General features: G+C 37.7%; 15 protein-coding genes. 4 read left to right on the top strand and 11 right to left on the bottom strand.

Annotated elements, in window-relative coordinates; genetic code table 11:
* The 4 genes from ACRDEC_RS15330 to ACRDEC_RS15315 form a co-directional block, all read left to right on the top strand.
* Positions 1-623, top strand: a 623-nt coding sequence (locus ACRDEC_RS15330; protein ID WP_431499242.1) for a hypothetical protein, incomplete at its 5' end; no start/stop codon positions are given.
* A gap of 84 nt (positions 624-707) precedes the next feature.
* Positions 708-1790 carry a phosphotransferase family protein gene (locus tag ACRDEC_RS15325; protein ID WP_431499241.1) on the top strand — a complete coding sequence of 361 codons (1083 nt, stop codon included), beginning with the start codon at positions 708-710 and terminating at the stop codon, positions 1788-1790.
* Between the two features lie 4 nt (positions 1791-1794).
* A complete protein-coding gene (locus ACRDEC_RS15320; protein WP_431499240.1) occupies positions 1795-2760 on the top strand; it encodes a T3SS effector HopA1 family protein in 966 nt (321 codons plus the stop codon).
* An 11-nt stretch (positions 2761-2771) separates the two neighbouring features.
* The gene (locus ACRDEC_RS15315) at positions 2772-3992 is read left to right on the top strand and encodes a lanthionine synthetase LanC family protein (protein ID WP_431499239.1); all 1221 of its coding nucleotides are present in this window, start codon (positions 2772-2774) and stop codon (positions 3990-3992) included.
* Positions 3993-4048: 56 nt separating this feature from the next.
* Here ACRDEC_RS15315 and ACRDEC_RS15310 read toward each other — a convergent pair whose 3' ends face one another.
* The 11 genes from ACRDEC_RS15310 to ACRDEC_RS15260 form a co-directional block, all read right to left on the bottom strand.
* The gene (locus ACRDEC_RS15310; protein WP_431499238.1) at positions 4049-4510 is read right to left on the bottom strand and encodes an SRPBCC family protein; all 462 of its coding nucleotides are present in this window, start codon (positions 4508-4510) and stop codon (positions 4049-4051) included.
* On the bottom strand, positions 4503-5417 hold the full coding sequence (locus tag ACRDEC_RS15305; protein WP_431499237.1) for a TIGR01777 family oxidoreductase: 915 nt from the start codon (positions 5415-5417) through the stop codon (positions 4503-4505). Before ACRDEC_RS15305 ends, ACRDEC_RS15310 begins: the two co-directional genes overlap by 8 nt.
* Before the next feature lie 2 nt (positions 5418-5419).
* On the bottom strand, positions 5420-6241 hold the full coding sequence (locus ACRDEC_RS15300; RefSeq protein WP_431499236.1) for a DCC1-like thiol-disulfide oxidoreductase family protein: 822 nt from the start codon (positions 6239-6241) through the stop codon (positions 5420-5422).
* A complete protein-coding gene (locus tag ACRDEC_RS15295) occupies positions 6238-6951 on the bottom strand; it encodes a YqjF family protein (RefSeq protein WP_431499235.1) in 714 nt (237 codons plus the stop codon). Before ACRDEC_RS15295 ends, ACRDEC_RS15300 begins: the two co-directional genes overlap by 4 nt.
* Positions 6952-7020: 69 nt before the next feature.
* Complete coding sequence (locus ACRDEC_RS15290; protein ID WP_431499234.1) at positions 7021-7524, bottom strand: GbsR/MarR family transcriptional regulator; 504 nt, start codon at positions 7522-7524, stop codon at positions 7021-7023.
* 112 nt (positions 7525-7636) lie between these two features.
* A complete protein-coding gene (locus ACRDEC_RS15285; protein ID WP_431499233.1) occupies positions 7637-9664 on the bottom strand; it encodes a M3 family metallopeptidase in 2028 nt (675 codons plus the stop codon).
* Positions 9665-9860: 196 nt separating this feature from the next.
* Positions 9861-10343 (bottom strand): 5-(carboxyamino)imidazole ribonucleotide mutase, encoded by a 483-nt coding sequence (gene purE, locus ACRDEC_RS15280; RefSeq protein WP_431499232.1) that lies wholly within the window; start codon positions 10341-10343, stop codon positions 9861-9863.
* A gap of 92 nt (positions 10344-10435) precedes the next feature.
* Positions 10436-11587 carry a 5-(carboxyamino)imidazole ribonucleotide synthase gene (locus ACRDEC_RS15275; protein ID WP_431499231.1) on the bottom strand — a complete coding sequence of 384 codons (1152 nt, stop codon included), beginning with the start codon at positions 11585-11587 and terminating at the stop codon, positions 10436-10438.
* A gap of 362 nt (positions 11588-11949) precedes the next feature.
* Positions 11950-12660: a response regulator transcription factor gene (locus ACRDEC_RS15270; RefSeq protein WP_431499230.1), complete on the bottom strand. Its 711-nt coding sequence runs from the start codon at positions 12658-12660 to the stop codon at positions 11950-11952.
* 143 nt (positions 12661-12803) lie between these two features.
* Positions 12804-15005, bottom strand: coding sequence for a choice-of-anchor J domain-containing protein (locus ACRDEC_RS15265; protein WP_431499229.1), 2202 nt, complete (start codon positions 15003-15005; stop codon positions 12804-12806).
* 103 nt (positions 15006-15108) lie between these two features.
* Positions 15109-16776, bottom strand: coding sequence for a tetratricopeptide repeat protein (locus ACRDEC_RS15260; protein WP_431499228.1), 1668 nt, complete (start codon positions 16774-16776; stop codon positions 15109-15111).
* Between the last annotated feature and the right edge of the window lie 7 nt (positions 16777-16783).

The raw sequence follows: 16783 nt of genomic DNA, 5'->3' as shown, positions 1-16783 counted from the left end.
GTGATGCGAATGCAGCAGCTTTCCCAACCATTCCAATCACAAGATGTTTGCCAATCCCAACAGTGCAGTGTATTCCAACGGTTACATCGTGTGTGACAGGAATTTCTCCAATCTGTTTGGCGCAACAAGGTGGTGGTGATGCGAATGCAGCAGCTTTCCCAACCATTCCAATCACAAGATGTTTGCCAATCCCAACAGTGCAGTGTATTCCAACAGTTACTTCATGTGTAACAGGAATTTCTCCAATCTGTTTGGCGCAACAAGGTGGTGGTGATGCGAATGCAGCAGCTTTCCCAACCATTCCAATCACAAGATGTTTGCCAATCCCAACAGTGCAGTGTATTCCAACGGTTACATCGTGTGTGACAGGAATTTCTCCAATCTGTTTGGCGCAACAGGGTGGTGATGCTAATGCGGCTATAATTCCGACAGTGCCTATAAGTCGTTGTTTTCCTACAGGACAGTGTTTTCCAACGTCAATTTGTGCTGCTCAACATGGAGGCGGTAATGTAGCAGCAGTGCCAACATTGCCAGTTAACCAATGTGTGCCAACAGTGCAATGTGTTCCTACATTATCTTGTATTCCTACAGTTAGTTGTACAGGAATTCCTTTTATCTGTTAAGATAAATTGTATTAGGACTATTTAATAGATCGCAGGGCCTGAAAATCCTGCGATTTATCTTTAAAATTTTCAAAATCTATAGTTATGCAACTAGCACCCGATACCGTATATCAATATTTACAGAAAAGACAGCTTATAGACGAAGAAGCAGTTGTCAATGGAAACTTTATGGTTCATCCTGTAAAAACCAGAAACAATATCATGAAGATATTGATTCAGCCTCATAACTCTCTTTTTGTAAAACAGATGGGAACCGATTTAGTTTCCGGTAATTTGTTCCAAAGAGAAGTAAACGTTCATTATTTATTTAAAAATAATAATGAGTTTTCTTCAATAGCAGCAATTGTTCCACCACTTTTAGATTATGACGACGAACATAATATAATGGTCACCGAATTATTACACAATGCAAAAAATTTATACGAGCACTATATGCTCACTAAAAATTTCGACTTAAACCTTGCCAAAGAGCAAGCCTCTATATTATCGGCGTACCACATAATTCCCGATAAAAAAACCAATACATCCATGTTTCCTAAGCTATTGCCATGGGTGCTTCAATTGGATAAACACAAAGCACATGAGTTTTTTGTAGGCAATGAGTCCAGTTCGGAAATTATCAATCTGATAAAACAAAATCAGGTACTGCAAAACGAGTTGATTAATCTGGCTAAATCATGGCAGTTCACGCATTTGATACATGGAGATATTAAATGGATTAACTTTTTAGCAGTTGAAAAAGAAGGTGGTTTTTCGCAAAAATTAATCGATTGGGAATTGGCTGATATAGGCGATCCTATTTGGGATGTAGCAGGACTGATACAATCGTATGTTACTACATGGCTTTTAGGGTTTGATAATAATAACCCATACAGTCAGACATTGCCGGAATATATGCAACCTTATGATATTAAAAATATGCAGCCTTCTGCTCAAGCTTTTTTGTACGAGTATATGGAATTACAGCAGTATGAAAAATTGGATCAAGCTGTTTTTCTGACTAAAGTAATGCAGTTTACAGCGGCACGCATTATCCAAACAAGTGTGGAAGGAATTACTTTTAATACTAAAATTGAAGCCAATAATATGCGTTGCATTCAACTTGCTTTTAATATTTTGAAAGATCCTTTGGCGACATTACATGAATTATTTAATATTAAACTATAACGTTATGTTTCAGGATAAAACCACACTTGAGGAACTTACCAGTCTTATTGAACAGTTAGAGCTATCGGATTTTCATATTACTTTTAGAGGAAAGCAATATGCTGTCACGCCTGAAAATGCGACAGAAGGATTGGTCAATATATTATATTCCGAATGTTATGCTTTGAAAGAAACGCATCAAAAAGGGCTGGCTAAAAGAGAAAACGGAATTGTTGAGGTTTCCAATGAATTTATTAACCAGCTTTCTGCAAACAATCACAGCAAAGATAGGGAGGAACAGGGCTGGCAAATTAAAAGCAATTATTCGAATGGCTATGTCGAGGTAATCAAAGAAGGAAAAACCAAAGCCGTACGTTACTCCGAACTGAAGGATTTACCCAACGGATTTGTTCCTGCTATTGGTCAAACAGTGACAGTGTATTTTTCAAAGGAAGACAAGGAAAGACAACCTTCTTTTTATTATGTGTTTAGTAATTGCTCTTTTGACTTTTCTAAGAAAATGACACGTATTTATTGGAATATCAATAGTAACGGAGCGGCTTTATTAATTGATAATATTACTAAAAAATTAAATTACTATAACATCCCTTTTCTTTTCAAATGCCTTAACCATCCGGATTTTTATTTTCGCCGTGATGCAGCTGTATTGTACGTTGAAGACGGAATGATGCGTATTGTTAAATCATTGCTGCCTGAAATTTGCGAATTAATGGAAGAATACCTTGATGATGACGTGCCTCTTTTTACGTACCGCTACAATAAAGGGGTTGGTATTGCCGAAAGCCCGAATACTCAAGAAAGCTTTGGTATGAATAGGGTGGGAATTGTGGCAGGAGCTCTGATTAATTCAATGCAGTTAAAAGAACCTTCAGAGAATATTATAAAACAAATTGAAACTGCTTTTCTCAAAAAGGGAATAAACCCTTCAACTCCTTTTTTAAATAAAGGATCCCGAATCTTATTCAACTAAAACAAACAATTATGGACCAAATAAATAAAAATAGTTTTTTTGATGCTGCCTGGAATATCGGATGTCAATTAATGAAATCCAGTATCTGGCATGGAGAATCCTGTAACTGGCAAGGCTATTCAATCGAACCGCTGGATGGAAAATTCCAGCCTGTTATAAGAACCTTTGGGCCTGATGTGTATTCTGGCACTTCAGGAATTGCTCTTTTTCTGGCTGCTTTATATTCTGAAAATAAAGATCCGGTTTTACTCAAGACCATAGAAGGAAGTGTACAGCAAATAAAAGCGACAATGCATAGTGTACCGGATCATGGATTCTACTCAGGGAAGCCAGGTATCGCTGCAGCGTTAATTAATGTTGGAAAGAAATTGGACAGGAAAAATTGGATTTCTGAAGGAATCAACTTGCTAGACAGTATTTCTGCTTCTGCGATTAAATCACACGAAATAGATGTAGTAAGCGGTGTCGCGGGAACAATCCCGGTACTTGTTGATGCTTACAACGAATTTAATAAGCAAGAGTTTTTGGACAAAGCCATTGTGTTGGGTGATTTATTATGTGATGCGGCTGTCAAAAATAATGAAGTGTGGTCATGGGCTACTGTTCCTTCTCAAAAAAACCTGACGGGATTTTCACATGGGTCTTCAGGAATGGCTTTGGCGTTACTTCAATTGTATAATGTAACAGGAAATAAAAATTACCTGGAAGGAGCAAATGGTGGGTTTAATTACGAAAGACAATCTTTCGACACAACACAGCAAAATTGGCCCGATTTTAGGGATGGTGTCAGTCAGCCCTCGGCAAATGTTTGCGGATTGGCATGGTGTCATGGAGCGCCTGGAATTACGATTTCAAGATTAAAAGCCAATCAGATAAAAGCAGATGATCGTTTTGTTCAGGAAATGAATACCGCATTAACAACTACTGCTAAAAATATCTATCATATAGTAATGGACAACCTGAATAATACGAATTATTCCTTATGCCACGGTATTGCCGGAAATTCAGAAGTTTTGCTTGATTGCGGAGGAACTGAATATCAAAAACTAGCTGAAACCGTTGGTGTAGCCGGTATTGCTAAATACCAAAAAAATGATATTTCCTGGCCTACGGGTCTAAATACCAATCAATACACACCGGGACTAATGGTGGGTATTGCTGGAACAGGTTATTTTTACCTTCGCTTACTGAACAAAGACAAATATAAAACGTTATTGGCTCCGGGGCTGTAAGAGCGTAAAATTTAAAAACTGCTTTGGATTTGTAAAACAACAAAGCAGTTTTTCTTTTAATTTTGGAATTGCTTTTCGGATACATCCTTTAAAACTTTATTTCTCTCAATAATAAAGTTTTGCAGGTGTGCTTTCAAAAATAAGAAATCAAATATTCTTCCGATAATTCCAAATGGAGTTTCATATTCTAATTGATCGGTCATTAGCGTAATTCCTTTTTCTTCTGAAAAAAAATGTTCGTGTTTAAAATACCGAAACTTCCCTTCTTCCATTTCGTCTACAAAATAATCATAGAAATCCATTGAAGTCATTCTGCTCTTATGAGTAAGGTAAATACCAAAATGTTTTCCTCTCCAAGTTACCGTTTCATTAAGATTGATTAATCCGGAAGTTACACCTGCAATTGCTTTTTCATTCGATTTTCCTGCGGACTGTTGATGAATATCAATGTTTCGTGATGCATCGAAAATGATTTGTTTAGGCGTTTTTATGATAGTAACAAGTTGAATTCTAGTCATTATTTAATAGATTTTGAAATGTTTTGTGAATGCCTGAAAATTTAAATTCAAATCCGTTTTCCTCTAGGCGTTTCGGAATCACATTTCTGCTTTTCAAAACCAATTCGGTTTCGGTTCCAATAATTTTTGCTCCGAATTCCAGCATTTGTTTGCTTATTGCTGTTCCAAAAGGCATTTTCATTTCTTTTCTCAAGATTTTCATAAACTCTTTATTTTGAATTGGTTGAGGTGAAACAATGTTTATAACTCCTGTAATTTCTTTTTCAATAATAAAATGAATTGCTCTTGCAAAATCTTCTTCGTGAATCCAACTGATAAATTGATTTCCTGTTCCTTGTTTTCCGCCGAATCCAATTTTTGTCAGGTTTTTTATCGGCAGAAAAGCACCGCCGTTTTTTCCTAAAACAATAGAGGTTCGCAAAGCGGTTTTTCTTGTGTTTTTTGTTTCGGTGTCAAAGAAAGATTTTTCCCATGCTTTGGCAATATTCATAGAAAAATCATCGCCAATTTCACCGGTGAATTCATCCATTTGCTTGTCTTCAGAATGCCTGTATATAGTTGAAGTAGATGAATTTAACCAATGTTTAGGTGGATTTTTGCATTGTAAAACAGCTAAATTTAAAGCAGAAGTACTTTCAATTCGTGAAGACAGGATTTCTGATTTGTTTTTTTCATCATACCTGCAATCCACAGATTTTCCTGCAAGATTGATTAAAACATCAGCATTTTCTAATTCTGTTTCCCATCCGGTCATTGTTTTGGCATCCCAATTTACATATTTTATAGTTTTGGATGTTTTTGATTTTCCTCTTGTAAGTACTGTAATTTCTTCAAAAATGCCTTCGAAATGATTGATTAGAATTTGCCCTAAGAAACCTGTTCCGGCGGCTATGATTAGTTTGTTCATCGTTATAAATTTAAGATAATAAATAAAGCAATTATGCGGTATAAAACCCAAGTTAATGAAAGATATTTTGGAAGATTAAGAAGGTTTACTCTTCTGTAATGTTCTTTTAGCATCAGAAGAACTGTTAATCCAAACCAAACTAAAACGATATATTTATTAACCAAGATTATTTTATTCAATAGGATAACAGGCAATAATAGTAATGATCCTAAAAGAGATACGGTCATTACGTTGCCCAAATAGATTAGGATTGTTTTTTTGTCTTTTTTCAGAAGAAAAATACTTTGAAAAATAAGTTGCCCTGTGGCCAAAATACATTCTCTTAAATAGCTGCTTTTTGGTAACATTGGAATCATTTTCGAACAATGATATAACGCAAGGATTGTAATAGTAATTGCAAAAAGAAGATAAAGTATTCTGTATTTGAAGCTAAAGGTCGGCTCGCAGTTCAATTTAGAATTCGGGGTATATTGGCTCGGAATTATAACCTTTCTGTTGTATGAAATAAAAGAATATAGTTTTCTTAAAATAAAATTGATGGGGTTTATTTTTCCAATAGTTTCCAGTAGCGGAAACGAATTGCCAATTACTTTTAATAAACTTTCAATTCCGTAAATAGCAGTTTTGTTTTTGGTGTCAATTAGCGCAATTTCATTTGCAGCTCTTTTGATGTCTATGAAATCGAGCTCATTTTGACTGATGTCAGTGAAAGGTTTTTTACCATTTTGATCCAACATTCCAATTTTGATGAATCCGGTGGTATATGCCTGACAAAGAGGACAATCTTCATCATATAGCAGGGTTTGGTTTTCAAGTGTTTTCATAACGTTATTTTTCGTTTGTTTTCGACTTGGATTTCTGAGCCATCGGTAAGAAAAACAGAAGCTGGAACAAGATTGCCTAAAAAACTAAAACCCGTTCCGTATGTTTCTTTAAAATCAATGTCGATTTTGTGATCTTTAATGGCGTATTGATTCCACTTCGGATGTTTTACTTCGTATTCATAGGTTGTGTTTTTGTTGTATTTGGTATAACCAAAGTAATGCTCTGTGATGAATTCTTCCTCAGAATCAGCTTCAATTGGAGTAGAAAAATCATAAGCATTCACTTCAATAGAATGCGTTTTTCTTTGGTTTTTCCAATGATAAGAAACAGTTCGGATCTCTGATTTCAATTCGTTTTTATGGTACATGGCCAACGTTTCGTAATTTTCTTTGTAAATCGTGTTAGCGACAAAAGTTATTGCCGCTTTTGGAACAATTTCTTTGATGAAAACAACACCTCGCTTCCAAGTTCCATTCTCAAGACGTTTAACATAGAATCGAAGGTTTACTTCTTCAAAATCCGTATGCTTAGGAATTTTAAAACCAAGAATCTTAGTGTCTTTAAACAGGAACCCAACCAGGCTTACATAGCAGTTGCCTTTCCAGTAGTCCAATTCTGTTCCTTTAGGGACATATTTTTCTAAATGATTCGGATTAACAATGTAATTCGCCATAATCAGATTTTTCCATTGTGCAGTTAAGAATGTCATGGTATTTAGTTTATTGATTATTTTAAACTTTCAGAAAAAAATGAAAGTTATGTTTAAATTTTTTTAATTTTATTTCATAATCTTGATAACCAGCTTGGTTAACCAATTGTCTTTGTATTCTGTGATTTTATCCAAAACGTTGTCAGCTCTTAAAACGAAATCGTATAGCTTGGTTGTTTGCTCGACAAAGTGCTTTTCTTCTGCGGTGTTATTTGCAGCAATGGATGAAACTTCTTTAAGGACTTTTAAAGCGGGTTTGAGTTCTCTTTTGCTTCGTTCTCTTGAAATCTTTACAGCCAATTCGTCTAAGTCTTTTTCAGCTGTAAAAAACTCTCGTCGCTCACCGGCTTTGAATTCTTTGTAAACAATTCCCCAATCCATCAGTGCTCTGATATTCATGCTGGCATTCCCTCTGGAAATCTGTAATTCTTCCATAATATCTTCCATAGAGACCGGTCCGTTGGAAATCATAAGAAAAGCATGTATCTGCGCCATAGTTTTATTGATTCCCCATTGTGAACCTAATGCGCCCCATGTTTGTACAAACTTATTTTTTGCTTCGTTGAATTCCATAGTTCAAAGATACATTAAAGTTTTTAAACTTTCAAAAAAAAATGAAAGTTTATTTCAAAAAGAAAACCGAAACACTACTGCTTCGGTTTTTTAGAATTATAAGGAGAAAGGATTAGATCAATCCGGCACGTTTTAATAAGGCTTCCGGTTTTGGTTCCTGACCTCTAAAGCGTTTGTACAACGTCATCGGATGGTCAGTGCCGCCTTGTGAAAGGACATTGTCTTTGAATTTATCAGCAACTTCTTTATTGAAAATGCCTTTCTCCTGGAAATAAGCAAAGGCATCAGCATCAAGAACTTCTGCCCATTTGTAACTGTAATATCCGGAAGAATACCCACCTTGGAAAATATGTGAGAAGGAAACGCTCATACAGTTCTCAGGAACGTCGGGATACAATGAGGTATTATCCATAGCGGCTTTTTCAAATGCTTTGACATTGGTTATATCGCTTGGATTATTACCGTGGAATGCCATGTCAAGGAGCCCGAAGCTTATTTGGCGTAATGTTGCCATTCCTTCCAGAAAACTGGCGCTTTCCTTGATTTTTTCGACGTATTCCTGCGGAATGATTTCACCTGTTTCGTAATGTTTGGCAAATAGCGCTAATGCTTCCGGCTCATAACACCAGTTTTCCATTACCTGGCTTGGTAACTCAACAAAGTCCCAATACACAGATGTTCCTGATAAACTCGGGTACGTTGTATTGGCCAGCATGCCGTGAAGTGCGTGTCCAAATTCATGGAATAAAGTGGTTACTTCGTTAAATGTCAATAAAGAAGGTTTGGTTTCTGTTGGTTTGGTGAAATTGCAAACGATAGAAACATGCGGTCTTTCATTAACACCGCCTTTTACATATTGTGGCTTGAAGGAAGTCATCCAGGCTCCGTTTCGTTTTCCTTTTCTTGGAAAGAAATCAGAATAAAAGACTGCTACCAAATCTCCCTGAGTATCTGTTACTTCGAAGGTGTGAACGTCTTCGTGGTATTTGTCAATATCAAACACTTCTATAAAACGAAGTCCGAAGAGTTTGTCTGCCACTGTGAATGCTCCGTTTTGAACATTTTCCAATTGGAAATAAGGCTTCAGTTTCTCGTCATCCAAATTGAATAGTTCCTGCTTGAGCTTTTCAGAGTAATATGCGCCATCCCATTTCTGAAGCTGTTCTATGTTGTCCAGTTTCCCTGCAAAACCTGTTAATTGTGAAAATTCTCTTTCGGAAGCAGGTTTGGCTTTGGTTAATAAATCATTCAGAAAAGAGGTAACTTTCTCCGGATTCTGAGCCATTCTTTCTTCCAGGACAAAGTGAGCGTGTGTTTTATAGCCAAGTAAAACCGCACGTTCGTAACGGAGATTAGCAATTTTTAAAACATTATTCTGATTGTCGTATTCGTTATTTTGAAATGCTTTTTTACCAAAAGCAATTGAAATTTCCTTTCTTAATTCGCGATTGTCAGTATAGGTTACAAAAGGCAGGTAGCTTGGATGATCCAGAGTGAAGATCCAGCCCTCTTTTTCGTGGCTTTTAGCCAAAGAGCGAGCGGCTTCGATTGCACCTTCAGGTAAACCTGCTAAATCGGTTTCTTTAGTGATATGAAGCTGGTAATTGTTGGTTTCGGCCAAAACATTTTCACCGTAAGTCAGCATTAGTTTGGCCAATTCTGTATCGATTTCACGTAAACGAGACTTTTTATCTTCTGCCAAAAGCGCTCCGTTTCTGGAGAAACCTTTGTAGCTTTTATCTAAAAGCATGGCCTGTTCAGTAGAAAGATTCAGGCTGTCTTTTTGCTCGTAAACTGATTTTATCCTTTCGAATAAAGCCACATTTAAAGTGATGTCATTGCTTAATTCCGTTAGCATAGGAGAGATGTCCTGTGCTATCTTCTGCATTTCGTCACTGGTTTCTGCTGAATTCAGGTTGAAAAAAATACTTGTGATACGATCCAGTGTCTGTCCGGAGAATTCTAAAGCCTCTATAGTGTTCTCAAAAGTAGGCGCTTCCGGGTTGGTGACTACAGCATCGATATCGTTACGGGTCAGTTGGATGGCTTCTGTAATGGCAGGTGCGAAATCAGTTGTTTTAATCTCTGAGAAAGGAGCCGTATTATGCTTGGTTGTAAAGAATTTGGTAAGAATATTCATGATTTTAGGTATTTCATCGATTTTATTTGTTGCATATCGAAAGTAATTTTATATTTGAGAAAGAAACCCAATGGGTTAATTTTTAACGACATACGATTTTAAAAGAATTTAATAAGACGAGTAGATACCGATTTAACCCATCGATATTTAGTTTGTGTTTCCTAAAAAGCTCCAAATACCACTTTAGGAGCTTTTTTTATTGTTTAAGGTGGGATGAAGCCGTAAGTACTGCCTGTTTTAATTCCTCTTTATAGCTGATAATTCTATCTAAAACCGATTTGTCATGACTGCCGATAATTTGTGCGGCCAGGATACCGGCATTTTTTGCCCCGTTTAGTGCTACTGTTGCTACAGGAACACCTCCAGGCATTTGAAGAATAGACAGGACACTGTCCCAGCCGTCAATAGAATTACTTGATTTTACAGGAACCCCTATGACTGGGAGTGGTGACATTGAAGCAACCATTCCTGGAAGATGTGCAGCACCGCCGGCACCGGCAATAATTACCGAGATACCTCTGGTGTGGGCGTTTCTACTGAAATCAAATAGTTTTTCAGGAGTTCTGTGTGCTGAAACGATATCAACTTCTGTTTCGATGTTAAAATTCTTTAGTATATCGATGGCTTCCTGCATGACCGGCATATCGGAAATACTGCCCATTATTATGGCTACTTTCATTTGTTTATTTTGAATTTTGAATTTTAAATTTTGAATGAAAGTCAGATTGGACTCTCATTTAAAATTTAAAATCTATAATTTATTAATAGTTTTTAAGAAATGACTCTGATGGTGTTCTTTACTTTTTCGGCAATCTGTCTTGCTTCATGAATGTCTTTATTGACAATGGTTACATGCCCCATTTTTCGGAAGGGACGTGTTTCCCGCTTGCCGTAAATATGCGGTGTTACACCGTCAATAGCCATTATTTTTTCAATATTCTCATAGATAACCTGACCGGAAAACCCTTCGGCACCCACTAAATTTACCATAATTCCGGCTACTTTACTATCGGTATTGCCTAACGGAAGGTTAAGAATGGAACGCAAATGGTTTTCGAATTGCGAAGTATAGCTGGCTTCAATGCTGTAATGTCCTGAATTGTGCGGTCTGGGAGCGACTTCATTGACTAAGATGCTGTCGTCTTCGGTCTGGAACATTTCTACGGCAAGCAGTCCGACATGCTGGATGGCTTCTGCGGTCTGCAAAGCTATTTCCTGGGCTTTCGCAGTAACAGCATAACTGACCCTGGCAGGACAGATTACGTATTCCACCTGATTGGCTTCGGGATGAAATTCCATTTCGACTACAGGATACGTTTTTATTTCACCTGAAACATTACGGACAACAATAACAGCAAGTTCGTTTTTGAAAGGAACCATCTGCTCTGCTATGCATTCTACTTCAGGAAGATCAGTTAAATCTGATGCGGAACGTACAATCTTTACGCCATTGCCATCATAACCGAACCGGGCGCATTTCCATACAAAAGGGAATGCCAATGCCGCATCTGTAACTGATTTTTTTAAATCAGTCAGGCTGTCAAAGCGTTGGTGTGGTGAGGTGGGAATGTTATTTGTAACGTAGAAATCTTTCTGTGTGCCTTTGTTTTGTATGAGGCGTAATGTTTTTGGCGATGGGAAAATCTGCAATCCTTCGGCTTCCAGCTTGTCAAGAGCGTCAAGATTTACATTTTCTATTTCGATAGTAAGTAAGCTGACTTTCTTGCCGAAATCGTACACGGTATCGAAATCCATTAAACTGCCTTTGTAAAAAGCGCTACAGCTGAATCGGGAAGGAGCTTCATCACTGGGGTCGAGAACTAGAGTCTGTATGTCCAGTTTCTGGGTTTCGCTGAGGAGCATCTTGCCTAACTGTCCGCCGCCGAGTATACCTAATTTGAAATCGGAAGAGAAATAATTCATTGTGTTGTTGTTTTGACAAAGATACTTAGTCCGCTGATAATTAACAATCGCTAAAGGATAATTTAAGAACATATTTGGATTTGATCCAATGCTGATGCTATAAGTATGGCATGCTTGCCGGACTTTGGATGTACTTATTGGTAAATTAGAATAAAGGATACCATGCTATATCTATGACTTTACCATGGCTTTACGATGGAGTAGCTAAAAGGTAAAAGAGGCAGGAGGAGGGTAAAAACTGGCTTAAAATAAGAGAAGCAAGATCACCCCCATGAGTGACCTTGCTTTCTGTCAAAAAAACACCTATTTTTTTCTACCCGGTGTTCTGAGAAATTTTTAAAAGAGAGTTGACAGTAGTGTCTTTATACCAAGACATTTTCTGTTGCGAGGCAGAATCCTTCTCCGTGAACATTGATAATCTCTACGTTTTGATCTGCTTTAAGATGCTTGCGTAATTTGGCAATATACACATCCATTGATCTTGAAGTAAAATAATTGTTGTCTCTCCAGATTTTAATCAATGCTAATTCTCTTATCATCAGGCTGTTTTCGTGAAGTGCCAGCATTTTAAGCAGTTCATTTTCTTTTGGTGACAATTTTACTGGCTCTTTACCTGAGAAATGTAAGAGGCGCTGACTTGTATTTAAAACAAATTCACCAATCTTAAACTCAACATTATTGATGTTTCTCCTTGCTTCCAAAAGCTTGTATTGGATGATGGTTCTGATTTTTGTTACTAAAGCATCAGAATCTATTGGTTTGTTCATGTAATCATCCGCATCTGCCTTATAGCCTTTCAGAACATCTTCCTGCACTGATTTTCCCAATAGGTAAATGATTGGGATTTCTTTGTTTTTCGTGTGGATTTCCCTGGCTAATGTATATCCGTCTTTATAAGGCATCATCATGTCGATAATGCATAGGTTGTACTTGTTTTTCTTAAACATTTCGAAGCCTTCCATTCCATTTTTGGTTAAAGTAACTTCAAATCCTCTTGCTAAAAGGTAATCCTGTAATGCCAATCCAAAAATGTGATCATCCATTACTACTAATAAGTTTTTGTTTATTTCCATCGTATGCGAATTGGGTTGCATCCTATATATTTTCAAAAACAACGATATAGGACTGGTAATTATATTCTAAAATGAGAAGCATCAAAAAAAATTAAAATTGTGATCAATGCCTCGTCATTTTAGCAACTAAAAAAATAAATGAATTAATTTGATTTTACAATCTTCAGTGTTTTTATCAATCCGTCCACTTCCACTTTAACTAAATAAGTGCCGTTGGTCAGGCTGGAGATATCCACTTGTGATTGCGTAGCGTTAATGCTTCTGTTCAGTACTTCCTGACCCAGCAAATTATAGATGGCTATTTTGGAAATAACGGAAGTATACGCTATGTTCAATACGTCTGTTGCCGGATTTGGGAAGACAGATAAACCGTCAGCATTACCAAATGAAGGAGTACTTAAAGAAGTATCGTAAGCGGCAATTCCGAAATCGGCCACACTATCATTGAAATACTCGAATACACGTACATATAAGGTAGTTCCAGGAGTTTGTCCCGTAATTGCTTTTAATGAATAGCCACCCGTAGCTGCACCGTCATCGTCACAATCAATGTGTGTTAACGAACCACAAACCCCGGAGTATATTGAAATCACAGAGTCAAATGCCGGAGCATTTCCTGCAGAAGTATCCCCGGTTTCGATAGTAATATTGCCGCTTGGCGGAACAATAACGCTATACCAGACATCTCCGCCAAAAAAACCAAAACAGGTTGTCGCCGCTTCCGGAGAAGCTGTTGCTTGTGAATTAGAACCATTTGCAATATTCGCTGAATAGCTTCCGCCAAGAGTCAATGGAATGGCACTTGTACATTCGTCATTTGTTGGAGGGCATGCTGCATAATTGCTTGTCCCTAATGCGATATCGCAAATAGGATTGCTTCCGTGTTGTAATGTTAATGTTACAGGAGTTCCAAAAGGGAAAGGGCCCACTTGCACGACTCCGGTAGCTGTTACCGGCCAAGTTGTTGTACCATCCGTGATAGAAGGAGTGCCACTTCCTAAAGCTGTGACATTCACCTGAGCAAAAAACCGGTTGTTCGGACAATCGAAAGAAATCACTTTTGTTGCCGCAGCCGGTGTACAGGTAGCCACAGCGACATTGATCGTATAATCTTCAAATGAACCATAACTGTACTCATAGCAAGGAGTAATTGGGCCGCTGTCTACTCCGCCGATACGCATTCTGTGATTGCCTAAAGGAGCTGTTACAGGGATGCTGTACGGAATGGTAAGTGTAGTTGGGTTGTCTGCAGTAGAAGTGCCTGAGAAAATTTCTTCCCCTACATCTTCAAAATCATAATCATTATTCCAATCGATCCAAACTTTTGTTTCATACGTGTATCCGGTTTGGTAAGTAATCGAAATAGGGGTGTTCAATCCTTGGTATACGTTAGTTACCATAGCACTGAAGTCTCCGTAATTGTTAGTTTCTGTCCCTGTTGTATTGTTTATGGTCCCTATAGTAACATTGGTTATACCGGATCCATCTACAGAACTTGGGTTTGGAGCACAGAAGCATGGAGCAGCAGCTGTTGTGAAGCTATTGACCAAACAACCTACGGAGGAACCGATAATATTGTAAGGAACGGCTTTCCAGTAGTAGGTTGTGTTCGCCGTCGGACTGTTTAAAATATAGTTGTTGTTTAACCCCATATCCTGACTGTTTACAATATCCGTCCCTCCGGGAGTGGTGCCAATAGTCAGATAATACCCATCTGCATCGGTTGTCATATCCCAGGTAATAGAGGAGGCAAAATTTCCACAAGTAGGATTTATGGTTGAAACTGGATTTGTAATACAGACAGGAGGAGTTAAAGGAATTGCATTGACCATGATATCATCAAGGTAAAGTTCATTCATATTTGTTGTAGCAGAACGAAAAGCAATGTATACCGTCTGGCCTACATACGCGTTTAAGTTGTAGGTGTATTTTTGCCAGGTTTGTTCCGGGGGTGTTACGGGCGCTCCGGTAAGAGCTGCTGCGAAATTAGCCGGATTGGTCCCTGTTGTTGAAATCAGGATGTCAAAAGATTCAGGATAAGCCGCTGAAGCATTGTTGGCCCAAAGAGACAATTGATTTGAGATACCTGCTGTGACCGTAAATTGTGGTGTTATCAGATAATCATCATGAGCATCTGAAGAGTAGCTTATTCTGACTACATGGCTTCCGGTGTGGGCGTCTATGGGTAAAGAGTCGTCTTCCCAGGCTTCCCATTGGTTGGTGTCGCCGCCGTTGACGACAGTCCATGTCGGAAGGATTCCAGCTTCGAAACTGTCGCTGAATTGTGAATAACCCTGAAAGGCAAAAGCCAGCAGGAAGGTAAATAGTAAAGTAATTTTCTTCATAGGTTGTCGGTTAGTTATAGTTTTGCCAAATATTGAAATAAGCAAACAAACAACCGAAATTTAAAACAGTATAATTTGTGACATAAGTCGGGATAAATTGTGACTAATCTAGTGAAGCCAAGTAATCATAAAGGTTTACGCTATCCGGCAATTCCATTTTTGATGTTATCCTTTCTTTTCTTTTTCGGGAAGAATCTTGCGAAATATTGAGCATTGAAGCGATTTCTTTATTGTTTAGATTCATATAGATGTAGGAAATATACCGTATATCGTTTACCGAAAGATTCGTGTGTTTTGCTTTTAGAGCATTTAGGAATCCCTGATTGACTTCTTCAAAATGCGTTACGAAATCATTCCAGTCGTTATTCAGGTCCAGATGACTTTTTAAAGATTCCATCTGAGTGATCAGCACATTGTTTTTAGAAACCTGTGCCAGTCTGGAGAGTTCGGATAAAATATTCTCAATCATATGATTTCGCCCGGATAAATACAATGCTTTTACAGATAATTTTCTGTTCTTTAATTCTATTTCCTTTTTTAGACGTTCCTGTTCGGAGAGTAAGATCGTTTTGTTTTCGCTGCATTCTTTTTCAAACTGCAATGATTCATTGTTCTTTTTGATCAATTCCAATTCGAGAATTTGCCTGTCCCGCTCTGCAATAGCCTTTTTTTGTTTGTGTTTTATGGATAAACTCCGCAAAACCCAAATGACAGAAATTACAATGATCAGGATACCGGCAATAATAGAATAGAATATTTTCCTTTCATCGATTCGTTTGGCTTCGTTGGCTGTTAATTGGTTCTTGTAATTTACAATACCCAGTTTTACTTTGCTGTTTTCGTAGAGTTTATTGTCTTTGTCCTTATTCAGATTCTGATTGGTTTTGATGATGGAGTCTTTGTACTGAAAGGCAGCTTCATAATTCTTTTTGCCGAAATGGATCAGAGACATCAAACCATAAGAGTCGATTTTCATTTTAGGATTTGGGTCTTTGGCTAGAATTTTATCTACATACAGCTTGGCATTGTCGAATTTATTTTCATCGAGGTATGCTCTTGCAATGACAGAATACAATAATATTTCGATTTCGTTACTGTCCAGGTTTTTTGTTGTTTTCAGCAATTGTTCTGCTGTTTTTTTTGCCGTTTCTGATTTCCCTTCATTCAGATCGCAGACACAAATCCCGATTTTTGCCAGCACCAGAAACTCTTCCTTGTGTGCTAAAAGAGGCAGCGCTTCATTAAAATAAGCCCGTCCTAAATTATAGTCGCCTGTTCCATTGGCCGAATTTCCAAGATTTACGGCATACATTCCAATTTTTACCGTGTCTTTCCTTTCTTTTGCAATTATGTAAGCCCTTTTAAAATAATCGTTGGCTTTGGAGTAATCTTCTTCTTCAAAATAAAGGATAGCGATATTATTCAGCACAGTCATTTCTTCTTTTGTTCCCAGCCGTTTAATAGCAAGGGTGTAAGCTTCCAAATAATAATTGAGTGCTTCGCCATACTCCAGAAGCATATAATAATTGGCGCCAATATTATTTAATGCCAAAAATTGCTGCCTGCTCCAATTATTCTTTTTGGCCAAAGTAAGCGCGCCGGTCAGCAATTGCAGAGAATTGGAATTCTGATGCTTGTTGAGCGCTGCTTTCCCTTTTTCAATTAAAGCATCGCATGTTGCTTGTGAATCTCCCTGCGCTATGGCATAGTTTTGCAGAAACAGTAGGGCAACAAGAGTTAAAAACCTGAGTTTGCATTTGTTTTTGGACATGATTTTG

Source organism: Flavobacterium sp., from assembly GCF_050696275.1.
Classification (GTDB): Bacteria; Bacteroidota; Bacteroidia; order Flavobacteriales; family Flavobacteriaceae; genus Flavobacterium.
Note: the sequence above shows the minus strand (reverse complement) of the source record. Positions and strands in the feature narration are given on the sequence as shown.